We start from the raw sequence: 24,837 nt of genomic DNA, 5'->3' as shown, positions 1-24,837 counted from the left end.
TTTTTGGTCAGGAGTCTGCAGTGGAAACCACGGTCGGTCGGCGTGTCACCCTGACCCTCGCTCTGCTCTGCATGGGCGGACTCCTGGTCTCGCTTCACCAGACGCTCGCCATACCGCTCATGGCGGACCTGCCGGCGAACCTCCGCGCCGCCCCCGAGAACACCACCTGGCTGATCGGTTCCAGCCTGCTGAGCGGCACGGTCTCCACGCCGGTGCTCACAAGGCTTGGGGACATGTACGGGAAGAAGCGTCTGATCCTGGTGACACTCGGAACCCTGGTCGTCGGGTCGGTGATCGGCGGGCTGGCCCACTCGTTCGCGGTCGTGGTCGCCGCCCGGGCCGTCCAGGGTGCGGCGATCGCGCTGATACCCCTCGGGCTGGCCATCATGCGGGACGAGTTGCCGGCGGCCAGGCTCGCCCTGGGGACCGCGGCGCTGTCCAGCACGCTCGCGATCGGAGCTGGCACGGGGCTTCCTCTGTCCGGGATCCTTGTCGACGGCCTCGGCTGGCAGTGGATCTTCTGGGTACCCGCCATCGCGGGCGGCATCCTGCTGTGCGCGTCCGCCCTCGCCCTTCCCGAGTCCCGCGTCCGAATCGGCGGCAGCATCGACCACAGAGGCGCGTTGCTCCTGGCATCGGGTCTCTGCGCGTTGGTTCTCGCGCTCTCCCGGGGTTCGACATGGGGTTGGATCTCGATGCCTACCGTGGTGCTGAGCACCGGGGGGCTCGCGGTGCTCGCGCTCTTCGGCGTCGTCGAACTCAGGTCATCGGACCCGCTGGTCGACCTTCGCCTCGCCGCCCGGCCCCGACTCGTCGCCGCGCACGCGGTGTCGCTGCTGCTGGGCTTCGCCGCCTACGTCAACATGATGGTCACCCCCCAGCTGCTCCAGCAACCGGCGAGCACCGGCTACGGGCTCGGGCTGGGTCCGGCCACCGCCGGTCTCTGGCTGGTCCCCATGGCCCTGTCGTTCGGCGTGTTCGCCCCGGCGGCCCCGGTGGTCATCCGCCGCTGGGGCGCCGGGGCCACGGTCGGCATCGGGGCGCTCATCATGGCCGTCTCCTACGGCGGCCGGGTATACCTCAGCGATGGCCTTCTCCAGATCGTCGCCGGGTCCGTGGCCGTGTCCCTCGGCACCGTTCTGACCTTCGCGGCGCTTCCCATCGTGCTCATGGGCACCGTGCCCGCGACTCAGACCGCGGCCGCCAACGGCCTCAACCATCTCCTGCGCACCGTCGGCAGTGTCACGGCCAGCGCGGTGACGGCGTCGGCCATCAGCGGGATGGTGAAGGAGGCAGGGGCCGGTGCCATGCTGCCGTCGTACGGCGCGCACGCGCTGATGTTCTGGCTGGCGGCAGGGGCGAGCCTTGCCTCGGTGGCGGTGCTGGCACCGTCGGGCCGGCACACTCCCCCGGACCCGGCGGCACGGGAACACCCCTTGCCGGACGCTCCCTGGTCCGGCAAGGGGTGTGGCTGAGCAGGCGGTTCAGGCCGCGGGATCCTCCGCGGCACTCGCACCGCCCATGTACGACGACTCGATCTGGTGTCGCTTGGCGGTGAGTTCCTCCCGCGTGCCCTCCATCGCCACCGAGCCCTTGTGCAGGACGATCCCCCGGTCCGCGACTTCAAGGGCGAGCGACAGGTGCTGCTCGACGAGGAGCACGGCGACGCCGGACTCGTCCGCCAGTTCGCGGATCACCGAGGAGAGCCGCTTGCAGACGAGAGGGGCCAGGCCGAGGCTCATCTCGTCCACGAGCAGGACCTTGGGTCGCAGTGCGATCGCCCGCGCCAGTGCGAGCATCTGCTGCTCACCCCCGGACAGCAGCCCGGCGCGGCGGCCGATCAGTGGCTCGAGTTCGGGGAACAGGTCGGTGACCGCCTTCAGATCAGCCTTGCGACGTGCGCCGGCCGCGGCGAGATTTTCCCTCACGGTCAACCCCGTGAAGAGGGCACGGTCCTCCGGCACCTGGATCAGGCCCGCCTTGGAGGCGACGTGCGGCCTGCCCGGACGGAGCGGCGTTCCATCGACCGACACCTGGCCCGAGCGCGGCTTCACCAGGCCGGAGATGGACAGCAGCGTCGTGGTCTTGCCGGCTCCGTTCCGCCCGAGGATGCTGACCACCTCCCCCGCGGCCGCGTTGAGGGAGAGGTCTTTCACCGCGAGGACGCGCCCGTAGCCGGACGAGACGTTCTCCACTTTCAGCAGGGTGCTCATGCCGGCACTCCCAGGTAGGCGGTCCGCACGGCGTCGGACCCGTTGATCTCGGTGGCCGGCCCCGCGAAGATGACCTTGCCGAAGTCGAAGACGTAGACGCGGTCGCAGACGGAGAGCACCAGGTCGACGTCGTGGTCGATCAGGAGCACGCCGACGCCGTCTCCGGCCAGGCTTCGCACCGGATCCGCCAGCCCGAGCGACTCCTTGCTGTCCAGGCCCGCCGCCGGCTCGTCCAGCAGGATCAGCCGGGGGTCGGACGCCAGTGCGCGCGCCAGGCTGACAAGCCGTTGACGTCCGTGCGACAGGTCCTCCGGGAAACTGTCCTTCACCTCGTGCAGGCCATAGCGGTCAAGGAGCCCATGGACCCGTGCATGGCGCTCGGAGCGTGAACCGCGTCCCGAGACCAGAAGGTTCTCCATCACCGAGAGGTCGTTGTAGAGCTCCAGTTGCTGGAAGGTGCGAACCAGTCCACGCCCGGCCCGCTTGTACGCCGGCTGGGGCGCGATGTCCACGCCGTCGAGAAGCACTTCGCCCCGGTGTGGGACGAACCCGGTGACCGCGTCGATGAATGTGGTCTTGCCGGCGCCGTTCGGGCCGATCAGGCCGACCACCTCGCCACGGTCGATGGCCAGATCGACGCCGTCGAGGGCCTTGACGCCTCCGAAGTGGACTGCCAGGTCCCTGGTCTGCAGCAGCATCTCAGGCTCCGTCCGTGACGAACACGCGCTCTTCGCGCTCCGGTTTGGCCGCCCCTGGCGATGAGGGCGACGCATGACGGAAGTGGGCCTTCGTCCGCGCCACCATTCCGGCGACACCCTCGGGATTCGCGACCGCACCGAGCACCAGGGCGAGGGCGAGGATCAGCGTCTCGTAGTCGCCGAGTCCGAACCACTGGTCGATGGCCGTCGACATCAGGCCGCCGGAGAACATCATGCCGGCGACCAGCCCGCCCGAGACGCTGGAGACTCCGCCGATGTACACCACGGCGAGCAGGACCAACGACGTCAAGACGCTGAACGTCTCGAACGAGAGCTGGCCCTGCTGGTACCCCATCAGCGTGCCGCCGACGCCCGCCAGGAACGAGGCGATGGCGGCGCCGATCAGCTTGACCCGCGCCGTGTTGAGGCCGGCCGCAGCGGCGGCGCGCTCCGAACTCCGGACGGCCAGCATCTGGCGTCCCAGGTCGCTGCGGCGCAGCAGGGCGACGCCGAGGGCCGCGGCGACCGCGACCGCCAGCACGAGGTAGCCGAACGCCGGCCGCGGGAAGTCGGCCGGCCCTCCGCGAATGCCCAGCGGGATGCCGAAGAGTTCCGGCTGCGGGACGGGCGACCCGGTCAGTCCGCCGGTGAATCTCGGGTTCTTGAAGATGAACTCCTCGATCGCCACCGCGGCCGCGATCGTGACCACGGCGAGGTGCAGGCCCCGGACCCGCATCGCCGGAATCGAGACCAGGACGCCGACCGCCGTGGCGGCCAGAGCCGCCAGCAGCGGGGCGATCGGGAACGGAACTCCCCACGCGTCCCCGAACTTGGACAGCGCGAAACCGGCCACGCCCGCCAGGGACATCTGGGCGAGCGAGATCTGGCCGACGAAACCGGTGAGCACGACGAGGGAGAGGCAGACGACGGCCGCCGCGAGGCTGGTGATCAGGCCGAGCCGCCAGGTGGGCGAGAAGACCTGCAAGGCCACCGCGGCGACGGCGACGAGCGGCACGATCAGCCAGGGGCGCATCGGGCCGGAGGCCGCGGGAGGCAGCTTCTCCTCCACCGCGCCACGTCCCGGGAGGCTCTTCCCGTAGAGCACGAGGACGGCGATGATCACGAGGAAGGGCAGGCCCTGCTTGAGCCCGTTCTGCGGGAGCCACTTGTACTGCATGGTGGCCTGCATGAGACCCGACTGGACGACGCCGAGGGCGATGCCGCCGGCGACGACCGCGGAGATGGAGGACAAGCGCCCGATCAGCGCCGCGCCGAGGGCGGGCACGATCAGCAGCGTGTAGGTGCCGGACTCGAGTGACGTGGTGGGCGCGATGAGGACACCGAGCGCCGTCCCGCCGACACCGGCGATGGTCCAGTTGACGGCGGCCAGCCGGGTCGGTCGCAGCCCCAGCAGCACGGCGCCCTTCTCGTTCTGCGACGCGCCCCTCGATGCGATCCCGGTGCGGGTGTAGGTGAGGAACAGGTAGAGGGCGACGGCCAGCAGGACGACGATGCCGGCGAGGTAGAGGCGGTCGCGCGGCATGGCCGCGCCGGCCACTTTGACCGCGTCGTTGGGGAGGATGGGCGCGATGGAGCGGGGGTCGGACCCGAAGCGCACCAGGATCAGCGCCTGGACGGCGAGCATGACCCCCACCGAGACCACCACCTTGGCCAGCGGTGGCGCCTTGTGCAGCGGCCGGAAGGCGAGCGTGTAGACGGCCAGCGTCAGCACCGCGGCGTGCACCAGCACGATCGCCATCGCGGGCCAGATCCCGATCGGCTCACCGAACTGCAGCGAGCCGATCGGGAACACGAGTTTCCCCGTCTTGGTGAGATCCGCGAACTGGTAGACGCCGAAGAGCACGGTGGCGCCGTAGCCGAAATTGATAACGCCGGACGACCGGTACATCAGCACCAGGCCGAGTCCGAAGGCGGCGTAGATGGCACCGGTGCCGATGCCCAACAGGGCGAACGAAAGCAGATCCATGACAGGTTCCTCGTGGTGGTGGCGGGGACTACGCGGTCAGGACCCGAGCCAGTTGGAGGTGACCTCGACCATTTGGCCGTCCTTGACGGTGGTCACGCGGGTGCTGGCGTTGCAGACGCTCGGGTAGTCCTTGAGCGCCGACCCGTCGCAGACCCAGGGACTGTCCATGAAGCCCTTGCCGCCGGCCGGGTCCTTCAGGGTCTTGGTCACGCTCGCGGTGGTCGGGGTGTCTCCCGAACGGCCGACGACGTCCGCGACCTCCATCGCTACGGCGAAGCCGTTGGCGTGCAGTGCGGTGAGGTCCTTCTCCTTGATGCCACCGAACCGCTCCATCGCCCCGATGTACGCCTTGACCTGCGGATCTTCCTTGTGCGCGGTGGCGGGCAACAGCTCCTGGACGAAGTGGACGCCCTCGGCGGCCGAGCCCATCGCGTTGAGCACCGCCGGAGAAGAGCAGCCGGTGGTGAGCACCATGGTGGCCTTGACACCGAGCGACTTCGCGTTCTGCACGATCTGCCCGCAGGCGGGCGCGACGAAGAGGACTGCGATCGCGTCCGGGGCGTTCTTGGCGGCCTGGGACACGGCTCCGGTGAAGTCCGTCGCCGTCGGGGACTCCTTGACCTCGGTCACATCGGTGACGCCGCCCTCCTTGAGCCGCTTGATCAGAACGTCCGCGCCCGCCTGGCCCGACGGGGTGTCGTTCACGATCAGCGAGACCTTCTTCACGCCCTTGTCGAGCAGGAACTTCGCCTCGCCGGTGAACTGCGCCGGCGAGGAGCCGAGCAGGGCGAACGTGTTCTTCCCGTTGAAGTCCGTGCCCTGGATCGGGGCGGCGGTGACGTACGGGATCCCGGCGGCCGTGACCACCTCGTAGGAGGACGGGCCGCTGAAGTTGATGCCGCTGATCACCACGACGGCCTTCTTCTGGACCATCTCGTTCGCGCACTTCTGCGCAGACTCGGGGGATCCGTCGACGGTGCACTTGATCAGTTCGACCGGGTGGCCGCCCGCGCCCCCCAGGTCCTTGGAGACGTACTGGAAGGCCGCCTCCGTCGCCTGCCGCAGCTCGGGGAACGAGCCCGTCGCCGCCTGCTCCTGGTTGATGTATCCGATCTTGACCGGAGCACCGCCCGCCACGTTCTTGCCCTCGACGCTCTCGCCCGTGGCCGCGGACGAACCGCACGCGGAGAGTGTCAGGGCCGCCAGTCCGAGGACGAAGCCGAGTGCCGTTGCACGGGAGCGCTGTGGAGTACGCATATGGATCCTTCGTGATCGGGGGCCCTGGCAGGCCTCCAGCACATCCGCCCGACCGAGCGGGAAACCTAAAGGTAATAGGTGATGTGAATCACGGTCAAGGATTTATCTACAACCTTTAGGCACAAAGTTCGACGTCCGGACACATGGACGGCCCACTCCTGCCGCGCGGGCGGCCGTCCGCGCCCAGGACGGCCGGCTCAGGCGCGCCCGCGGGCGGCGGCCTTGCGAGCGTGGACCCTGATCTCCTCCGGCCAGGGGCGGCCCACCGAGAGCCCGCCGTCGACGACGATCTCCTGACCGGTGAGGAAACGGGCTCCATCGCCCGCCAGGAACGCCACCACTGACGCCAGGTCCTCGGGCTCCCCCGCCCGGGGTACGGGCTGGAAGCCGGCGAGGCTCTCGCGCACGGCGGCGACGCTCGCGTCGAGGGCCTCCCCTTCGAGCCGCGCGCCGTGGCCGACGATCCGCGTGGCCACGCCGCCGGGGATGACCGTGTTGACGGTGATGCCGTACGGGGCGAGTTCGACCGCGGCGCTCCTGGTCAGACCGAGCAGGGCGGCCTTGGCGGCGCCGTACTGGTGCGGGCCGTAGCCGGCCCGGATCCCGGCGACGCTGCCGGTGTTGACGATCGACCCGCCGCCGGTGCGCCGCATCGCGCGGGAGGCGTGCTTGGTGCCGATGAAGGCACTTCGGGCGAGCAGGGCGAAGGCGTCGTCCCAGTCCTGCGTGCTGGTGTCCTCGAGGAAGCTCCAGACACCGACCCGGCCGGCGTTGTTGACCATCACGTCCAGCCGCCCGAAGGTCTCCACCGCGAGGTCGATGGCGGCGACGATGTCGCCCTCGACCGTGACATCGGTGGTGCGGAACGCCGCCGCTTCGCCCAGCCCGCTCGCGACGGCCTGCCCGCGCTCCTCGTCGACATCGGCGATGACGACCTGTGCGCCTTCCATGGCTAGTCGCTCGCAGATACCGGCCCCGATACCGCTCGAGCCACCGGTGACCACGGCCACCTTGCCGTCCAGCCGCATTGCCGGCTCCTCTCGTTCAGGATTCGATTGCCGCGGCCAGCGGGGGCACATCTGCCAGCGCACGCACGGCGTCGTTCAGGTGGGTGCATCCCTCGGCACCACGCAACATTCGCGGGACGAGGCCGCGCAGCCCCGTCACGGGGGCGCCCAGAAGTCGCTCCAGGTTGCCCACGGCCAAGGGGCACTCCGGGAACGGAAGTGCTCCGGGAACCGCACCGATGGTCAGCAGGGCGCTCGTGTCCCGGTCAGCGGTCGCGCGGACGCGGTACTCGTGCACCGCCACCCGGCCGCCGTCGGGCTCGGACGCGCTGTCCTGGAACCACGCGTCCACCTCGATCTCCCGCTCGAGCGTGACGTCAATACGACGCAACCGCCGCGTCGTCGGCACGTCGTAGTCGGGGAGTTCATGCCAGCCGAGCGGGTCGGCCGGGTGGGGGACGCGGCCGGCCGGCCGGGTCCGGTCGGCGGGCTCGTTCGGCTGGTGCGCCGTCATGCCCTCGCTCCACCCCAGGCAGACCCCGGAAGGCAACTTCCGCGGGCCGAAACGCGCCGTCCACTGGTCTTCGGAGAGAAGGCGGGTCAGTACGAAGGGCGCGACCAGGGACCCACCGGCGAGGTCGTCGAGCAGGAGGTGGAGCGCCGTACCGGCTGCTCTCTCCTCCGGTATGAGGTCCGCGAGGACCGCCCGCAGCCCTCCCCCGGAGCGCGAGCCCACCAGCCGGCGCAGCTGCGGCACCCGCTCAGGCCCTTCGATGCTCTGGATGGATCGGGTGCCGGGGTCGACGCGGAGCGAGACCCGGTCCTGGTCGCGGATCCGGGCGGAACCGTCGACCGGGGTCACCAGGTCGCGGGCGAAGCCATCGATCGTCAGGGCCGTCCCGGGTTCGCCCGGCCACTGCATGTGCAGGCTCGTCGTCCGCCTGACGCTTCCGGCACGGCGGGGCGGGGCGGCACCGTCGGGGACGGCGTCCGGCCCCGCGTCGCGCGCGAACACCGAGGTCACAGCATTTCGATGATGGTGGCGTTGGCCATGCCTGCGCCCTCGCACATCGTCTGGAGGCCGTACCTCCCGCCGGTCTGTCCGAGGTGGTTGACCAGCGTGGCGAGGAGCCTGCCTCCGGAGGCGCCGAGCGGGTGGCCCAGCGCGATCGCGCCACCGCGCGGGTTGAGCTTGGCGAGGTCGGCGCCGGTCTCGGCGGCCCACGCGAGAGGCACGGGGGCGAAGGCCTCGTTCACCTCGAAGGCGTCGATGTCGGCGATGGTGAGTCCCGCGCGCCTGAGCACCATCTCGGTCGCCGGGATCGGCCCGGTGAGCATGTAGACCGGGTCGGAGCCGACCACGCTGAAGGAGTGGAAGCGGGCCCGCGGCCTCAGCCCCAGCTCCTTCGCCTTCTCACCGCTCATGATCAGCGCTGCCGAGGCGCCGTCGGTGAGCGGCGAGGAGTTCCCGGGAGTGACCGACCACTCGAGGCCGGGGAAGCGGGCCTCCATCTCCTCTGTCCGGAACGACGCCCTGAGACCGGCCAGCCCCTCGGCCGTCGTGGACGCGCGCATCGTCTCGTCGACCGTGTGCAGGGTGCTCGAACCGTCCGCTGCGGTGACCGGGACGGGCACGATCTCGTCGGCGAACAGCCCGGCCTCGGTGGCGGCGACGGCACGCGCGTGGGATTCGGCGGAGAACTCGTCGAGCCGGGCCCGGCTGAAGCCCCACTTCTTAGTGATCAGTTCCGCGGAGACGCCCTGGCCGACCAGCCCCTCCGGGTAGCGGGCCGCGACCCGCGAACCACCGGTGTCGCGGCCCATCGGGCTGGTGCCCATCGGGACCCTGCTCATCACCTCGACTCCGCACGCCACGACGACGTCCTGCGCGCCGGAGATGACGGCCTGGGCCGCGAAGCTCGCGGCCTGCTGGCTGGAGCCGCACTGGCGGTCGATGGTGGTGGCCGGAACGCGTTCCGGCCAGCCCGCCGCGAGCACCGCGCTGCGGCCGATGTTGAGGGCCTGCTCCGAGGCCTGCACGACGCAACCGGCGATGACGTCCTCGATGACCTCGGGGCCGACCCCCGTTCGCTCCACCAACCGGATGAGGACCTCGGCCAGCAGGTCGACCGGGTGTGTGCCGGAGAGGGCTCCGCCGGGCTTGCCCTTGCCGGAGGCGGTCCGGACGACATCGACGATCACAGCGTCACGCATGGGGGGTTCCTTGTTTTCGGTGTTGATGTGGTGGCGGCCGGAGGGCCGTTCAGGTCGGGGTCACAGATCGAGGACCAGGCGCCGGGACAGGCAGCGCGAGACGCACGGGAAGATCACGTCGTTCGCGGCCTTCTCCTCGTCGGTCAGCAGGGAGTCGCGATGGTCCGGAACGCCGTCGAGGACGCCGGTCTCGCACGTGCCGCACGTGCCTTCCCGGCAGGAGAAGTCGATCTCGGCCCCGGCCTCGGTCAGCGTGTCCAGCAGCGAGGTCCCGGCGGCCACCCGCAGCACCCGGCCGGATCGCCGCAGTTCGACCTCGAAAGCGGTGTCGACGGCGTCCGGGTCCCGTTCGCGGGGGGTGAAGCGCTCGAGGTGCAGGTGCAACCCGGGGCGCTCGGCGACCGCCGCCTCGACCGCCCGCAGCAGCGGCTCGGGACCGCAGCCGTAGACCGCGGTGCCCGCGGGAGCGGCGTCGAGGGCGGAGACGATGTCGAGCAGCCCGAACTCGTCCTCGGGCCGGATCTGGACGGCGACGGGGCCGCACTCCAGCAGCCGGTCGGTGAAGGCCATCGAGGAGCGGGTGCGGCCGCCGTACAGCAGCCGCCACGGGACGCCTTGCGCGCGGGCCGCCTCGATCATCGGGAGGATCGGGGTGATGCCGATGCCGCCGGCCACGAACAGGTACCCGGGGGCCGGCACCAGAGGGAAGTTGTTGCGCGGCCCGCGGACGCCGATCTCGTCCCCGACCGCGAGCCGGTCGTGGACCTGCCGGGACCCGCCGCGCCCCGCCGGCTCGCGCAGGACCGCGATCTGCAGCCGGATGCGATCCGCGGGGTCGCCGCACAGCGAGTACTGCCGCTCCAGGCCGTCGCCGAGGAGGAGGTCGATGTGCGCGCCGGGGCGCCATTCGGGGATCTCCCTGTCGGCGACGAGCGTCAGCCCGGCGACGTCCTTCGCCAGGGACTCCTTCGCGGCAACGGTCACGCGCACGCCCTCACGGGCGTCCCAGGCGGCTGCCGCCCGAGCGTTGACGTCCCTGGTCATCACCATGGGCACACCCTCCTCCCTCGACCTCGTAAACCTTACTCCATTAGGTTAATCTAAGCCGGACCGAAGTTCCAAAGCCCCACCAGGACACGTGATGACGACCACAAGCACAGGTGCCGGGACCCCGGGGGGTTCCGTTCTCGACCTCTTCCGCATCGACGGCCGGGTGGCCGTGGTCACCGGCGCGAGCAGCGGTCTGGGCGCCGGCTTCGCCCGCGCCCTCGCCGAGGCCGGCGCCGACCTCGTGCTCGCCGCGCGCCGTGTCGAACTCCTGGCGGAGACCGCCTCCGCGGTCGTGTCCCTGGGCCGCCGCGCCCTGGCCGTACCGACCGACATCACCGATCCCGAGGCCGCCGAGGCGCTGGTGCGCGCCGCCGTGGACGAGTTCGGCCGGGTCGACATCCTGGTCAACAACGCCGGGATCTCCACCATCGCGCCCGCGACCCGCGAGGATCCCGACGACTTCCGCCGGGTCATCGACGTCAACCTCAACGGCGCCTACTGGGCCGCGCGGGCCGCTGCGCGGGTGATGCGGCCGGGCTCGAGCATCGTCAACATCGGCAGCGTGCTGGGACTCCAGAAGTCGGTGGTGCCGCAGGCCGCCTACTCCGCGAGCAAGGCCGCGATCATCGGCCTCACCCGGGACCTGTCCGCGCAGTGGGCGCTGCGCCGCGGCATCCGGGTCAACACCCTGGCGCCCGGGTTCGTCGAGACCGAGATGATCAGCGAGCTCGGGGAAGGGATCCTCGACAGGTTCCTGGCGAGTTGCACCCTGGCCCGGCCGGGCACGCAGCGCGAGCTCGACGCGGCGCTTCTCTTCCTCGCCTCCCCCGCCTCCAGTTACGTCACCGGCACCACGCTGGCCGTCGACGGCGGGATGTCCGGCCACTGATCCCCCGAAGGCCCGGGGCTGCTGAGCACGGCGGGCGGCACCCAGACCGATGCCGCCCCGTACCGGGCCTCGACGAGGGAATCAGGCGGCCGCGGCCACGTCGACCAGCTTGGCGAGGGTGGCCTGCTTGGGACTGCCGCCCACGATCAAGGTGGTCAGGCACGTGCCCGCCCACCGGTTCTTGAAGTCGTCGACCAGCTTGTCCGCGGGGCCGACGAGGGCGACGTCCTCGACCATTTCCAGCGGGATGGCGTCGATCGCGTCCTGCTTGCGCCCGGCGAGATACAGCTCCTGCAGCCTGCGGCAGACGTCCTCCCAGCCCATGCGCACGAAGACGTCATTGTGGAAGTTGGCTCCCTTGGCACCCATACCGCCGGCGTACAGGGCGATGACCGGTTTGATCCGGGCAGCGGCGACCTCCACGTCGTCGTGCTCGGAGGTCCACACCACGCCGGCGACGTCGAAGGTCTCCGCCGTCCGCCGAGCGCCCGGGACGGCGAAGCCCTCGGTCAGGGCGGCCCGGTAGAACTCGTCGGCCTTGGGGGAGAACCAGAGCGGCAGCCATCCGTCGGCGATCTCGGCGGCGAGGGCGACGTTCTTCGGCCCCTCGGCGCCCAGGTAGACCGGGATGTCGCCGCGGAGCGGGTGCACGGTGGACTTCAGCGCCTTGCCGAGGCCGGTGCCCGCGTCGCCCGAGTACGGCAGCCGGTACTGCCGTCCGGAGAACTCGACCGGCGCACTGCGGGCCCACACCCGGCGCATGATGTCGACGTACTCGCGCGTGCGCTCGAGTGGACGCGGGTACGGCGCGCCGTACCAGCCCTCCACGACCTGCGGCCCGGAGGCGCCCAGCCCGACGATCATCCGGCCGCCGCTGAGGTGGTCGACGGTCTGCGCGGTCATGGCCATGGCCGTGGGCGTGCGCGCGGAGATCTGGGCCACCGCCGTACCGAGTTTGAGCCGCTCCGTCCGCGCGCCCCACCAGGCGAGCGGAGAGATCGCGTCGGACCCGTAGGCCTCGGCGGTCCACATGCTGTCGACGCCGACCTCCTCGGCCTCGGCCAAGCGGCGCTCGACGTTCCTCGGCGGCCCGGCACTCCAGTACCCGACGGAGAGACCGATCTTCACTGTGCTTCCTTCCGTTCTCCTGAGGGGGACGTCACTGGTTGAGGTACTCGGCCGGACGCTTCTCCAGGAAGGATCTGACCCCCTCCTGGTGGTCCTTGGTGAGCGAGCACAGGATCTGCGTGCGGTTCTCGAGGTCGATGCCGGCGCGGAAGCTCGGGATCTCGAGGTTCGACCAGAGGACCTCCTTCGTCATCCACACCCCCATGGGGCTGTTGGAGACGATCAGCTCGGCCTTCTCGATGGCGGCGTCGAGCAGGTCCGCCGGCTCGTGGACGCTGGAGACCAGGCCGATCTCGACGGCCTCCCGGGCGTCGATGTTCCGGCCCGTCAGCAGTATCTCCGAGGCCCTGGAGAAGCCCACGATCTTGGGCAGCAGCCAGCTCGCGCCGATGTCGCACGCCGAGAGGCCCCGCTTGATGAAGGCCGCGTGCAGCTTGGCGTCCTTCGCCATCATGCGGATGTCGGCGAAGAGCGAGAGCGACATCCCGCCTCCGGCGGCCGGGCCGTTGATGGCCGCGATGACCGGCGCGCGGGCGCCGCGGAACGCCTCGTGCAGGTCGGCGATGTGCTTCTGCACGCGCATCCCCGCCTGCGGCCGCCCCTCGACGGCGCGGTTGCCGGGAGCCTGGCCGTAGCCGCGCAGGTCGAGCCCGGCGCAGAACGCGGAGCCGTTGCCGGTCAGGATGATCGCGCGGACCCCGGCGTCGTCGCGCACCTCGTGGAGGATCTCGCGCAGCCGCTGGATGAGCTCGGCGTTCATCGCGTTGAGCGCCTCGGGCCGGTTCAGCCGGATGAGGAGCACGCCGGGGCGCACCTCCTCGGTGGTCACGACGTCCCGCACCTCGGTCGGCGTGTCGGCTGTCATGGTCATGCGTTGCTCCACTTCTTCTCGGCGAGCGCGGTGAGCGAACGGTGGTCGAGCTTTCCGTTGGCACCGCGTCCGACGGTGTCGACGAACCCGAGCTCGCGCGGGACCTTGTAGCCGGCCAGCATGGACCGGGCGTGCGCCAGGAGGTCCTCGACTGCGGGCTCCTCGCCGACGCCTTCGACCAGGGCGACGACCTTGTTGCCCAGGCGGTCGTCCGGGACGCCGACCACGGCGGCGTCGGCGACGGCGGGGTGCTTCTTGAGCACCTCCTCCACCTCCTCGGCGAAGACTTTCTCGCCACCGGTGTTGATCACACTCGAGCCGCGGCCGAGCAGGCGTACGGTGCCGTCCGCTTCGAGCCGGGCCAGGTCACCGGGGACGGACCAGCGGCGGCCCGCGGCCTCGACGAAGGTCTGGGCGGACTTCTCGGGGTCGTTGAGGTAGCCGACCGGGATCCAGCCGGTCACCGCCAGCCGCCCGGTCCGCCCGTCGCCCGGCTGCGCGAGAGTGCCGTCGTCGAGCAGGATCGCAGCCCGGTCGGACGGGCGGAACGACGCGGTGTCCGCGACGTTCCCGGCCGTCGACAGGGTCGAGGCGACCGCGGAGGCCTCGGACGAGCCGAGCCCGTCGAGCAGGCGCGCTCGCGGGAGGTGGACCAGCAGCCCGGTCTTGACCTCGCTGCTCCACATGACGCCCGAGGAGAAGACGAATCTGAGGCTGGAGAGGTCCCACCGGCCGGGCTCGGCGTCGAGCGCGGCGAGGAGCGGCCGGGCGAACGCGTCCCCGACGATCGCCAGCGATCTGACCCGCTCGCGCTCGACGGTGTCGAGCAGTTCCTCGGCCGAGAAGCGCTCACCGGACAGGGTGACGACCGTCGTGCCCGCGCTCAGCGCGGCGATCGCGTAGAACAGCCCGGCCCCGTGCATCAGCGGCGCCGCGGTGAGTGCGCGCATTTCGCGGCTGTTCTCCCGGAGATGGCGCTCGATCGCCGCGGTGTCGCCGTGGTCGGGCAGCGGGGAGGCGTTCTGCGAGTTCAGCAGGGAAAGGATGTCGGCCTGGCGCCACATCACACCCTTGGGTCGTCCCGTCGTCCCCCCGGTGTAGATGAGGACGAGGGAATCGGCGCTCCCGCCGCCGTGCCGGCGAGGCGGGTGGCCCAGCGCGGCGGAGTACGGCGTGATCCAGCCGGGGGCGTCCCCGCCGCCGACCTCGATCCAGGCGCGCACGCTCGGCACCCGTTCCCGGACCCTGACCACACGGTCGCGGAACTCCGCCGCGAAGACGACCGCTTGCGCGTCCGCGTCCGTCCAGATCTGGACCAGCTCGTCGTCGACGTACCGGAAGTTGGTGTTCATCGGCGCGAGCGCGGCCTTGGACGCGGCGTAGAAGGCCTCGATGTACTCGGGACCGTTGCGCAGGTACTGCGCGACGACGGCACCGGCGCGGAGCCCGGCGCCGTCGAAGGCGCAGGCGAGCGCGGAGGCGTTGGCGTCGAGTTCGGACCACGTGGTGCGCCGGTCGCCGTGCACCAGGGCGACCCGGTCGGGGAACACGCGTGCGACCGCCTCGAAAACGCCGGCGAAGTCCCAGTCGGCCATGGAGACCCTTTCAGGAGTGACGCGGGGAATCGGGCCCATGGATGGCGCCATGTGCGAATATTATCCTAACGACGATAGATAAATGGGGCAAGTGACGGCTGCGCGACCCGGACCGATGGAGCCGCCCGCCACACAGGCCATCCGCTGGAAGCAACAGGCGTTAGGTACAACGAGCGGTACGATCGCAGCCAAACGAGTTCGTCATCAGGAGACCGTAATGGCCCGGCCCCGGCAGCCACTGATCAGCCGAAGTGCCGCTGCGGCGGCAGCGCTCCACATCATCGACACCGAGGGACTCGAGGCACTGTCACTGCCGCGCCTGGCGCGTGACCTGAAGGTGAGCGCGCCTTCGCTGTACCACCACTTCGAGGACAAGTCGGCGATCCTGGCGGCCGTGTCCCAGGCGATCGTCGCCGAGATCAAGGTCCCCCGGAAGCCGGCGCCGGAGAACTGGCCGGAGTGGTTCGTCCAGATGAGCCTGAACTTCCGCACCGTGGTGTTCAGGCACCGGAACGCGGCCCCCCTGCTGCTGCAGTACCGCCCCAGACTGCGCCTGACCGGCTACGACGACGCCGCCGAGTTCCTGGCCGAATGCGGGGTACCGATGCACCTGCACGTCCAGATTCTCGAAGGCATGGAGACGCTCACCCTGGGTGCGACTCTCACTGAGGCGATGAAGGCGTCGACCTCGCGCAAGCCGTCCTTCCCTCACCTCGACGCCAAACGCCAGCCGCACCTGGCCGCAGCCATCGCCGCCAACGAGTTCACGCAGAAACGGGTCTTCGAGAACATGATCCGGAGCTACCTCCACGGCGTCATCGAACTGGACGCCGCCCGGGCAACGGGAAACTCGGCTCTCGCCAGGGCCTGAACCGAGAGCTAGGGCTGTCCCGCGCGCAACACCACCACGAGGCCCTCGGCCTCGCTGAGGAGTTGACCTCCACGGCTCAACTCGGCACGCAGGTAACGCTTGCGGCCCTGCTCGGATTCGAGCCATGCCCTGACGTCCAGCCGCTCGCCCACGGGAACGAGCGCTCGGTAATCGGTCTTGAGGTAGGCCGTCCGACCGCGTGGGCGTCCGTAGGCGTTGCCCAGGCGGGACATGACCTCGTCGAAGACGAGCGGGAGCACGCCGCCGTGGACGGCTCCGCGCCCCGCATGGAATCGTCCGAAGGTGACGGTCCCCCGCAGTTCCGACGGCGTCACCGCGTCGATGTGGATGGACGGCGCGAGTGCCTGCGCCCGACCGGCCTCGCCCCAGAACCGGCCGGCCAACTGCTCGTCCTCGCCGACCTCGAAGGGGTCGAGGAGCCCGGAGGCTTGCCGGAGAAGCCGCGCGGCCTCAGCGCATGCCGTTCCGCTCGGTCGGCTACGGGTGACCGCCTCCTGCGCCTCGCGCAACGCGTCGATGAGGTCGCTGAAGCCGTGGGCTCCCGGACTGGTCGGCCGCACCGGGTCGTCCCATGAAGCCTCGCCGCTGAGACCGGACACACGTAGATCGGACGGATTCATGTCAGCTCCAAGAAATTCTGGTCGTCTGCCGGAAGTGCCGAGGATTCCTGCCGGGGATCGCGCCCCCGCTCCGGCGGGGGCGGTTCGCTCACCAGTGCCGGGGAGACGGTCACGGGAACACCGGTCATGATCGGCATGCCGGTGAGCGGCTCGACGAGCCGGTCGTCGTTGAGCGCGTTCACGTTGGCGCCGGGGACCCGCGACGCCCGCGCCATCGCGAGCCCGCCGCCGTCGTGGCCCCAGCCGTGCGGAAGACTGACCACGCCGGGGCGCATCGAGTCCGTCACTCTGAGCTCGGCGGCGACCGAGGCGACCGCCGAGGTGACCGTGACCCGCTCACCGTCCACGAGGTTCCGCTCCCCCGCGTCGGCGGGGTGCATGAGCAGCGCGCACTGGCCGGCGTCGGCCGGGGCGAGCGCGTTGTGCAGCCACGAGTTCATCCCGCGTCGCTGCCGGCGGTTGACCAGGCGCAGTCCGTCGGACCAGTCGTCGGCGAGCCGGCGCCGCAGCCGCGGGACGTCGTCGAGCACCGGTCGCGGCGCCGCGTCAATCCTGCCGCCCGGCGTCCGCAGCACCTCCGGGACCCGCGGCCGCAGCGGACCGCAGTCGATGCCGTGCGGGTGTTCCCGCAGCAGGGCGAGGGTGAGACCTCCGGGTTCGGCACCGAAACGGTCTCCGAAAGGGCCGCTCCGCAGGCGCAGGTCCATGAGCCTGTCAGGGCCGGTGAGCCCGTCGATCGACGTGGTCGCCCGGCTTTCGGGGACTCCGGCGAGCTTGGCGGCGCGCCGGGCCTGCCGGGCGGCGATCTCGTCGTCCATCTCCTCCACGGTGGCCGCACTTCCCGCGACGAGGGCCGCCAGTCGCAGCAGGACGTTCCACTCGGGAAGCTCGTGCTCGGCCACCTCCTGCAGCGGCCAGGAGTACCGGGCCACGTTGCGGATCTGGAAGTGGGTGAGAGCGATGTCGTAGTGCCCGCGGGTGGTGAGCGGAGGTGCCGGCAGCACCACGTCGGCGTACCGGGTGGTCTCGTTGAGGTAGGTGTCGAGACTGACCATGAACTCAAGGTCGTCCAGCGCGGCCTCGACGCGGGCGGAGCCGGGGACGCTCCTGGCCGGGTTGCCGGCGAGGGTGAGCAGGGCTCGCACCTGCCCGGGACCGGGCGTGAGGATCTCCTCGGCCATCGTGACGGCGGGCAGCTCCCCCATGGCTTCGGGAAGGCCCCGGACCCGCGACCGCCAGCGGTCGAAGACGACCTCGCGCATGCTTGCGGGCCAGGTGTTCGGGCCCCCCGCGGGAGGCGTCGCGAACATGGCTCCGCCCTCGGCGTCGAGCCGTCCGGTGGCGATGTTCAGAATCTCGATCAGCCAGCTCGTCACGGTGCCGAACTCCTGTGCACATGTGCCGATCCGCCCGTGGACGACGGCCCGGCGCGCGGCCGCGAACTCGCGGGCGAGCGCGGTGATCACACCGGTCTCGACACCGACGACGCCGGCGACCGCCTCGGGCGGGAAATCGGCGGCGACCGCCAGCGCCTCCTCGATGCCGTCCATGTGATCCCCGGCGGGACCTGTCCGCACCAGGTCCTCGACCGCGATGACGTGCAGCATCGCCATCAGAAGGTAGGCGTCCGTCCCCGGGCGGATGGCCAGGTGCTGGTCGGCGATCTCGGCGGTGCGAGTGCGGGCGGGGTCGACCACCACGAGGCGGCCGCCGCGCTTCCGCAGGTCGGTGAAGCGGCGATGGATCCCCGGCGCGGTGACCGTGCTGCCGTTGGAGACCATGGGATTGCTGCCCAGCACCAGCAGGAAGTCGGTGCGGTCGAGGTCGGGCACGGTGAGGCTCAGCCCGGTGCCGTACATCAGGATGCTGACCACGTTCTGCGGGAGCGTGTCCAGGCTCGCCGGTGAGAAGACGTTCCGCGTGCCGAGCGCGCCGAGCAGGGAGCCCAAGTAGAGCGCATGGTCGAGCGTGTGGGCCGACGGGTTTCCCGCGTAGACTCCCACCGCTTGGCGGTCGCGCTCCAGGATCGGCAGCAGCCGCTCGGCGATGACGGTGAAGGCCTCCGCCCAGGTCGCGGACTGCAGCTCCCCATCGCGGCGCACCAACGGCGTGGTCAGCCGGTCTGGATCGTTGTCCAGTTCCTTGAGGCCGATTCCCTTCGCGCAGGAGTGGCCGGCACTGAAGACGTCCGCATCGTCAGCCCGGACGGACAGCACCTCCCGTCCCCTCAGCGTGAACTCCAGGCCGCACGTTGCCTCGCACAGCGGGCAGATCCGCAATCCGGTACGAGACGCCTTCCGCTGGTCCGTCATCCCTTGAGGGTGATGGCGTGCTCGGGAACGGTGGTGAAACGCTCTCGCAGCACCACCTTCGCCAACTTGCCCGAGAACGTGCGCGGTAGCGGGCCGTCGTTCACGATCGCATGGCGCGGTTGCTTGAAACCCGCCAGCCGTCCCTGGGACACCTTCGCCAAGCGGGATGCCACCTCCTGCGGGTCGCCGTCACAGCGGAACACGACCATCGGGACTTCGCCCCAGGCCTCGTCGGGCACACCGATCACGGCGAGTTCGAGCACTCCGTCGACGCCGGCCAGCGCCCGCTCGATCTCGGCCGGGTAGACGTTGAGTCCACCCGAGATCAGCATGTCCTTGCTCCGATCGACCAGCTTGAGGAAGCCCTCCTCGTCCTGGAGCCCGACATCGCCGGTGCGCAGCCGGCCGTCCACGACGGTCTCCGCCGTGGCCTCGGGCCGCCGCCAGTAGCCCTTCATCACGTGCGGGCCCTTGATCAGGATCTCGCCCACCTCGTCAGGGGCCGCGAAGCCGCCCTCGGTCCCCGCGATGCGGATGTCGGTCCCGACCAGCGGCAGACCGGAGAATCCGGGGCGGCTGACCGCGTCCTCGTAGCGCATCGAGGACGCCAGCCCGGACGCCTCGGTCAGACCGTAGACCTGGGTCAGCGGGATGCCGCGCGAACGGAAGGCCTCGAGCAGGTCCAGGCGGACTGGCGCCCCACCGGCGCCCGCGAAAGTGAAGTCGGCCAGCTTGGCCGTGCCGAACTTCGGCAGCGCCATCATCCGCTCCCAGATGACCGGCACCATCGTGGTGGCCGTGATCTGGTGGTCCTCGAGGATGTCGAGGGCGCGTTCGGCGTCGAAGTCCTGCAGCAGCACCATGGTGGAGCCCGGGTAGACCACGAACTGCATGAAGACCGAGATCCCCGACCCGGTGTAGACGAGCGGGGCGGCGGCGAGGACACGGTCCCTGCCGGACAGTCCGTGCGCGATCGCCGCGGACTGTCCGACCGAAAGGATGCCGGCGTGCGTGAGCAGGGCGCCCTTCTGCACGCCGGTGGTGCCGGAGGTGTAGCAGATGAACGCGGGGTCGGTGTCGTCGATGTCGATGAACGGCACCGGACCGTCCTCGACCAGCAGGTCCGAGTACGGCGGCAGGTCTCCGCCCCCCAGGGCGAAGATCTCGAACTCCGTCTGCAGCCGAGCCTCTTCCAGGAGGCCGGCCAAGTTGCCGTCGGCGACGACGAGCTTGGGCGCGGCGTCCTCGATCATGGGCGCGAGCTCGTTGCCGCGGAGCCGGAAGTTGAGCGGGACGGAGATCCCGCCGAGCTTCACGGTCGCCAGCATCAGCGCGGCGACCTCGGGCTTGTTGGTCATCAGGATGCCGACCCGGTCGCCGCGCCGCACTCCCCTGGCGGCGAGACCGCGCGCGAGCGCGTCCGAGACCGCGTCGAGCCCGCGCCAGGTCAGAGCGGTGTCGTTGAAGACGATCGCATCCTGGTCGGGGCGGGTGCGGCCCCAGTACCGTACGAGTTCGTTGATGTTCATGAGGCGTCCTGGTTCCAAGGGTCGAGAGAGGTCGGGGGCGCGAGGTCGGCCAGGACCGTCGCGGTGTCGGCACCGAGTGCCGGGGCCTGCTCCGGCGAGAAGGTCTCCCCCGCCACCCGCACGGGCGAGGCGGCGAGCTCGAGCTCCCCGTAGCCGGTGGAGAGCCGGTAGGTGCTCGCGCGGGAGGTGAAGTGCGGATCGCGGACGAGCTCGTCGACCGTGTTGACGGGCCCTCCGGCGATGTCGTGGGCGAGGAAGAACCGGGTCCACTCGGCGCGGGTGCGCTCGGCGAAGATCTTCTTCAGTTCCCGCCAGACGTGCTCGGCACGGTCGAGCGATCCCTCGTCCACGGTGGTGAGGTCGTATTCGAGCAGGTCCTCGCGGCCCACGGCGGCACAGAAGCTCCGCCAGAACTTCTCGACGTGCGCGCCGAAGAGCATGGCGCCCCCGTCCTTCGTCCGGTAGGCCTCCAGGCGGGGCCAGTCGGGCAGGCGCCCGTCGGGCAGCCATCCGTCGCGCAGCACCGTCCGGTCCCGGTTCAGGGCGGCGTCGATCTCGTCGGGGATCCAGCCTGCCGCGACATCCACCCCGGCCACCTCGATCCGCTTCCCTGCGCCGGTGCGCCGCGCGTCGAGGACGGCCGCGAGCACGCCCATGGCGCCGTAAGCACCGAGCGCGTACATGGCGATGCTGGGACCGGTCGCCCCCGCCATGCCCTCCGTGGGCGGCTCCTCGGGCAGGTTTACCGTGCGCAGTCCGGCGTACCCATCGAACACGGGGCCGCCCGAGCCCAGCCGGCTGCAGGGCCCGTCGGACCCGAAGCCGGAGATGCTGCAGAAGACCAGGGAGGGCTTCAGTTCGGCGAGCACGTCCGGTCCCAGGCCGAGCCAGGCCAGATACCCCGAGCGAGTGCCCTCGATGACCACGTCGCTCTGCTCCGCCAGGGCGAGGAATGCCCTCTTGCCCTCGTCGCCGCGCAGGTCGAGGACGACGCTTCGTTTGCCGCGGTTCCAGCGCAGGTGCATGAAGGCCGGTCCGTCGGGAGCGCCCACCGCGTCCGCGCCGCCCCTGCGCACCCCGTCTCCGGCGCCCGACTCGATCTTGATCACGTCGGCGCCCAGGTCGGCCAGGTGCCCGCCGACGGAGGACGGTGCGAGTTGTGCCATCTCCAGGACGCGGATCCCGTTGAGCAGCGAGTAGCCCGGCATGGGCGCCCCTTCGGGTCAGAGTGCGAGCCAGTTCGGAGTGCGAGGTGCGAGACGGTCGTCAGCCGGTCGGACCGCCGAGCCAGACGCCGAGTTCCTCGCCGGACACGTAGGCGGCCCGATCGCTCACCAAAAAGGCCACGGCGTCGGCGATCGCGGTGGCGGGGATCTCCGGCCATGTCGCGTGCATGATCTCGCTGTTCCCGGCACCGGAGTCCCGGACCATGTCGGTGTCGACGAAGCCCGGCACGATCGTGTTCGCGGTGATCCCCCGGCGGCCGACCTCCTTGGCGAGCACCTTGGCCATCGCCACGAGCCCGGCCTTGGCCGCAGCGTACGCCGTCATGGTCGGTGCGATGGACCGGCCGCCGCTGGGGCTTCCGAAGAAGACCACCCGTCCCCAGCCGGCGGCGTACATGCCGGGCAGGGCCGCGTGGGTGCAGTAGTAGGCGCCATGCAGGTTCACGCCCAGCACGCGGTCCCACGCGTCGGGGCCGAGTGAGCGCGCCGAGGCGTTCTGGTTGAAGCCGGCGTTGTTGACCAGCACGGTCGGCGCGCCCAGGAGTTCGGTCGTGGCGGCGACCAGGCCGGCCGCCTCCTCCGCCGCGCTGATGTCCGCCCGTACGGCGACCGCGCGCCCACCGAGGGCCTCGATCTCCTTGACCACGGCCTTCGCGCCGTCGGCGCTGCGCGAGTAGTTCACCGCGACGGCGAACCCCTCCTCGGCAAGGCGCCGGGAGATCGCCGTACCGATACCTCGTCCTCCCCCGGTGACCAGGGCGACCTTGTCGTTCGACACGCTCAACGCACCTTCGCGGTCGTCTCGGGGAGAGTGGCGCACTCCGCGCGCAGGACGCGCTTGGCGATCTTGCCGCTGGCCATCCGGGGCAGGTCGCTGTCGACGAAGACGACGTAGCGCGGCACCTTGTAGTCCGCGAGCCGTTCGTTGCACCAGGCGACGACGTCGGCGATCTCGAGCGGCGCCTCCGTGCGGATCAGTGCCGCCGGGGTCTCGCCGAACTTGGCGTCGGGGACGCTGATGACCGCGACCTCCTTGACGCCCGGAAGACTCTGGATGACCTGCTCGATCTCCAGCGGGGCGATGTTGAGGCCACCAGAGATGATCATGTCCTTCTGGCGGTCGACGTAGGTCAGGTAGCCCTGCTCGTCCAGCCTCCCGATGTCTCCGGTCCGCAGCCAGCCGTCGGCGAAGGCGGCCCGGGTCGCCTCCTCGTTGCGCCAGTAGCCCGGCATCATGCCCGGCCCCCTCAGCAGGATCTCTCCCTGCTCGCCGGGAGGAAGATCGTCGCCCGCCGGGTCGACCACGCGGATCTTGGTGAAGATGCCGCCGAAGCCGCATTTCTCGGGGTGAAGGTGGGCCTCGGCGCGCGGGGTGGCCGTCGCCGAGCCGCCGATCTCGGTCTGGCCGTAGATCTGCCGCAGCGCGACGCCCTTCTTCAACCAGGTCTTGAGCAGGTCGGCCGGCACCCGCGCTCCTCCGCAGTGGGCCGTGGTGAGCGAGGAGAGGTCGGCCTCCTCGAAGCCGTCGACGCGGGAGATCTGCTCGAAGAGGATCGGCGGGCCGGTAAGAGTGGTGATCTTGTGGGCGGCCATCACTTCGAGCGCGCGTTCGGGTACGAAGCCCGGCTGGAGGAAGAGGGTTCCACCGTGCAGCGTGACCCGGGAGACGCCCCAGATGATGCCGGCGGCGCTGAAGAGCGGAAGGACCAGGATGGTCCGCAGCCCCTGAGGCGGGATCTGCTCGATCAGGTGCCACTCGTGCATCTCACCGGCGATGGTGGCGTGCGTGAAGATGACGCCCTTGGGCTTGCCGGTGGTTCCGCTGGTGTAGACGATCGCGGTCGGGTCCCGCAGGTCCGCGGCGCGGTTCGGGATCGGGGCGTGCGCACCGCCGCGAAGCGGCCGGACGTCCGCCTGGAGGGTCCTGAGCCGGAACTCCGCGCCGCCGTCCTGAACCTGCCGAAGGCGCTCCGCGAGGGCGCCCTCGTCCGCGAAGACGACGGCCGGCTCGCAGTCGTCGACCAGGTCCGCCAGTTCACGCACCACCATCCGGTGGTTGAACGGGGCCACGATCGCACCGACCTTGAAACCGGCGAGCGCGGCGACGCACCATTCCAGGGAGTTGGCCCCGACGATCGAGACGCGGTCCCCGGCCTCGACTCCATCGGCCTTGAGCCCGGCGGCGACGCCGTCGGCCCACGTGTTGAGCTGAGCATAGGTGACCGGGTCACCGTCGAAGTCGATGGCGACGAAGTCCGGGGTGTTGCGCGCCCACCAGGTCAGGGCGTCGACGACGGTGCCGCTCATGTACCAACTCCTCCGCTCCGAGTGAGATTAAACTAACGGCTATAGATTATTCGGGCAAGACCCGGTTTTCGGCGGTCTGCTCGCCGAAGCCGTACAGCGCGTCGTCCTGATTGCGCTCGAAACCGAGTCGGCGCACCAGCCGGAGCGCCCGCTCGTCGGCCGGATCGATCCGCATCAGCGCGGCCCCGGCGCCCCGCTCGGCGAACGCGGCCAGGGTCCTCGTCACCAGGGCGAGCCCGAGGCCCGAGCCCTGGGACTCCCCGGCAACGGCAAGGGCGCGCAGGGTCCCTGCCACACGGGTCTCGAAGACGCCGAGCTCCTCATCGGCGAGCACCAGGCCGACGGGGACGCCGTCCACCCGCCGGGCCAGCAGGCCCCGGGCACCGCCCGCGACCAGACCGGAGACGACCTGCTGGTTCGCCTGCTCAGAGAGTCCGCTCCGCGCCATCACCGACTCGCACTCGCACACGAGCGCGTCGTCGACCGCGCCTTCCACGGCTTCCAGCACGATCCCCTCCGGCAGCGGGGCGGCCGGAGGATCCAGCGCGCAGGGGCCGGTCAGCGGGCGGACCTGGAGCCAGGTGCGGGCGATGCAGGGCAGGCCGAAACGCCGGGCGAGCCGCTCGGCGGCGGGATGGTGCCCGTAGGCCCAGCCGCGCACCGTGCGGGCGCCCGACCCCAGCCAGCCGTCCGCGCCGATCTCCAGGCCGATCGTCTCGACGGCCAGTGTCGACACCCCTCGTGATCGATGGTCGGGATGGACCAGCAGTCGCAGGAGCCCCCTCCCGTCCTGCACGGTCAGGTGCGCGTACGCGAGCAGGTCGCCTCCCTCGCCGTCCCACGCGAGGTCGTCGAGCCTGCCGCGGATCAGCAGGTGACGGACCGCGTGCCCGGCACCGTCGGCCTGCCGGACGAGTTCCTCGGGGATCCGCGTGAATCCGGCCTCCTCGTCGTACGCCCGGGCGTCCTCGACCAGCCGGAGGGCGTCCTCGAGATCCGGCCCGCGCAGGCTGCCGGCGACGGCATGGTTGATCATCGGGCG

The 24,837-nt window shown here is 70.7% G+C and carries 21 protein-coding genes; 3 read left to right on the top strand and 18 right to left on the bottom strand.

All coding sequences use genetic code 11. The features are described from left to right. The first annotated feature begins 20 nt into the window (after positions 1-20). Complete coding sequence (locus ACQEU6_RS01290; protein ID WP_499328737.1) at positions 21-1,475, top strand: MFS transporter; 1,455 nt, start codon at positions 21-23, stop codon at positions 1,473-1,475. Positions 1,476-1,484: 9 nt separating this feature from the next. On the opposite strand, the gene ACQEU6_RS01285 is transcribed toward ACQEU6_RS01290, so the two are convergent. From ACQEU6_RS01285 to ACQEU6_RS01250, 8 genes are all read right to left on the bottom strand, one after another. Then, positions 1,485-2,213 carry an ABC transporter ATP-binding protein gene (locus tag ACQEU6_RS01285; RefSeq protein WP_499328736.1) on the bottom strand — a complete coding sequence of 243 codons (729 nt, stop codon included), beginning with the start codon at positions 2,211-2,213 and terminating at the stop codon, positions 1,485-1,487. Then, on the bottom strand, positions 2,210-2,911 hold the full coding sequence (locus ACQEU6_RS01280; RefSeq protein WP_499328735.1) for an ABC transporter ATP-binding protein: 702 nt from the start codon (positions 2,909-2,911) through the stop codon (positions 2,210-2,212). Before ACQEU6_RS01280 ends, ACQEU6_RS01285 begins: the two co-directional genes overlap by 4 nt. A 1-nt stretch (position 2,912) precedes the next feature. Beyond that, a complete protein-coding gene (locus tag ACQEU6_RS01275) occupies positions 2,913-4,898 on the bottom strand; it encodes an ABC transporter permease (RefSeq protein WP_499328734.1) in 1,986 nt (661 codons plus the stop codon). A 36-nt stretch (positions 4,899-4,934) separates the two neighbouring features. Next, positions 4,935-6,155 carry an ABC transporter substrate-binding protein gene (locus tag ACQEU6_RS01270; protein WP_499328733.1) on the bottom strand — a complete coding sequence of 407 codons (1,221 nt, stop codon included), beginning with the start codon at positions 6,153-6,155 and terminating at the stop codon, positions 4,935-4,937. A gap of 197 nt (positions 6,156-6,352) precedes the next feature. Next, the gene (locus tag ACQEU6_RS01265; RefSeq protein WP_499328732.1) at positions 6,353-7,183 is read right to left on the bottom strand and encodes a glucose 1-dehydrogenase; all 831 of its coding nucleotides are present in this window, start codon (positions 7,181-7,183) and stop codon (positions 6,353-6,355) included. Positions 7,184-7,199: 16 nt separating this feature from the next. Continuing rightward, positions 7,200-8,186 (bottom strand): DUF2889 domain-containing protein, encoded by a 987-nt coding sequence (locus ACQEU6_RS01260; RefSeq protein ID WP_499328731.1) that lies wholly within the window; start codon positions 8,184-8,186, stop codon positions 7,200-7,202. Then, positions 8,183-9,376 carry a thiolase family protein gene (locus ACQEU6_RS01255; RefSeq protein ID WP_499328730.1) on the bottom strand — a complete coding sequence of 398 codons (1,194 nt, stop codon included), beginning with the start codon at positions 9,374-9,376 and terminating at the stop codon, positions 8,183-8,185. The genes ACQEU6_RS01260 and ACQEU6_RS01255 overlap by 4 nt, the downstream gene beginning before the upstream one ends. A 60-nt stretch (positions 9,377-9,436) precedes the next feature. Beyond that, on the bottom strand, positions 9,437-10,426 hold the full coding sequence (locus ACQEU6_RS01250) for a PDR/VanB family oxidoreductase (RefSeq protein ID WP_499328729.1): 990 nt from the start codon (positions 10,424-10,426) through the stop codon (positions 9,437-9,439). A gap of 91 nt (positions 10,427-10,517) precedes the next feature. Here ACQEU6_RS01250 and ACQEU6_RS01245 point away from each other — a divergent pair, with 91 nt between their 5' ends. Then, complete coding sequence (locus tag ACQEU6_RS01245) at positions 10,518-11,315, top strand: SDR family NAD(P)-dependent oxidoreductase (RefSeq protein ID WP_499328728.1); 798 nt, start codon at positions 10,518-10,520, stop codon at positions 11,313-11,315. 81 nt (positions 11,316-11,396) lie between these two features. Here the strand turns inward: ACQEU6_RS01245 and ACQEU6_RS01240 are convergent, their stop codons facing one another. The 3 genes from ACQEU6_RS01240 to ACQEU6_RS01230 are packed head-to-tail and all read right to left on the bottom strand — an operon-like array spanning position 11,397 to position 14,960. After that, on the bottom strand, positions 11,397-12,443 hold the full coding sequence (locus ACQEU6_RS01240; RefSeq protein WP_499328727.1) for an LLM class F420-dependent oxidoreductase: 1,047 nt from the start codon (positions 12,441-12,443) through the stop codon (positions 11,397-11,399). A gap of 31 nt (positions 12,444-12,474) precedes the next feature. Continuing rightward, positions 12,475-13,314: an enoyl-CoA hydratase/isomerase family protein gene (locus ACQEU6_RS01235; protein ID WP_499328726.1), complete on the bottom strand. Its 840-nt coding sequence runs from the start codon at positions 13,312-13,314 to the stop codon at positions 12,475-12,477. After that, a complete protein-coding gene (locus tag ACQEU6_RS01230) occupies positions 13,311-14,960 on the bottom strand; it encodes an AMP-binding protein (protein ID WP_499328725.1) in 1,650 nt (549 codons plus the stop codon). The genes ACQEU6_RS01235 and ACQEU6_RS01230 overlap by 4 nt, the downstream gene beginning before the upstream one ends. 31 nt (positions 14,961-14,991) lie before the next feature. Here ACQEU6_RS01230 and ACQEU6_RS01225 point away from each other — a divergent pair, with 31 nt between their 5' ends. Then, positions 14,992-15,780 (top strand): TetR family transcriptional regulator, encoded by a 789-nt coding sequence (locus ACQEU6_RS01225; protein ID WP_499328724.1) that lies wholly within the window; start codon positions 14,992-14,994, stop codon positions 15,778-15,780. 8 nt (positions 15,781-15,788) lie between these two features. Here the strand turns inward: ACQEU6_RS01225 and ACQEU6_RS01220 are convergent, their stop codons facing one another. The 7 genes from ACQEU6_RS01220 to ACQEU6_RS01190 are packed head-to-tail and all read right to left on the bottom strand — an operon-like array spanning position 15,789 to position 24,831. Continuing rightward, positions 15,789-16,421 carry a PaaI family thioesterase gene (locus tag ACQEU6_RS01220; protein ID WP_499328723.1) on the bottom strand — a complete coding sequence of 211 codons (633 nt, stop codon included), beginning with the start codon at positions 16,419-16,421 and terminating at the stop codon, positions 15,789-15,791. Next, complete coding sequence (locus tag ACQEU6_RS01215; protein ID WP_499328722.1) at positions 16,418-18,733, bottom strand: molybdopterin-dependent oxidoreductase; 2,316 nt, start codon at positions 18,731-18,733, stop codon at positions 16,418-16,420. The genes ACQEU6_RS01220 and ACQEU6_RS01215 overlap by 4 nt, the downstream gene beginning before the upstream one ends. Continuing rightward, positions 18,730-20,262 (bottom strand): class I adenylate-forming enzyme family protein, encoded by a 1,533-nt coding sequence (locus ACQEU6_RS01210; protein ID WP_499328721.1) that lies wholly within the window; start codon positions 20,260-20,262, stop codon positions 18,730-18,732. Before ACQEU6_RS01210 ends, ACQEU6_RS01215 begins: the two co-directional genes overlap by 4 nt. Beyond that, on the bottom strand, positions 20,259-21,470 hold the full coding sequence (locus ACQEU6_RS01205; protein ID WP_499328720.1) for a CaiB/BaiF CoA transferase family protein: 1,212 nt from the start codon (positions 21,468-21,470) through the stop codon (positions 20,259-20,261). The genes ACQEU6_RS01210 and ACQEU6_RS01205 overlap by 4 nt, the downstream gene beginning before the upstream one ends. A gap of 58 nt (positions 21,471-21,528) precedes the next feature. After that, on the bottom strand, positions 21,529-22,266 hold the full coding sequence (locus ACQEU6_RS01200; protein WP_499328719.1) for an SDR family oxidoreductase: 738 nt from the start codon (positions 22,264-22,266) through the stop codon (positions 21,529-21,531). Positions 22,267-22,268: 2 nt separating this feature from the next. After that, entirely contained in the window at positions 22,269-23,795 is a 1,527-nt protein-coding gene (locus ACQEU6_RS01195) for a class I adenylate-forming enzyme family protein (protein WP_499328718.1), read from the bottom strand. Between the two features lie 46 nt (positions 23,796-23,841). Then, complete coding sequence (locus ACQEU6_RS01190) at positions 23,842-24,831, bottom strand: GNAT family N-acetyltransferase (RefSeq protein WP_499328717.1); 990 nt, start codon at positions 24,829-24,831, stop codon at positions 23,842-23,844. Positions 24,832-24,837 lie beyond the last annotated feature (6 nt).

The organism is Spirillospora sp. CA-108201, assembly GCF_050936235.1.
In the GTDB taxonomy this organism is placed as follows: domain Bacteria; phylum Actinomycetota; class Actinomycetes; order Streptosporangiales; family Streptosporangiaceae; genus Spirillospora.
Note: the sequence above shows the minus strand (reverse complement) of the source record. Positions and strands in the feature narration are given on the sequence as shown.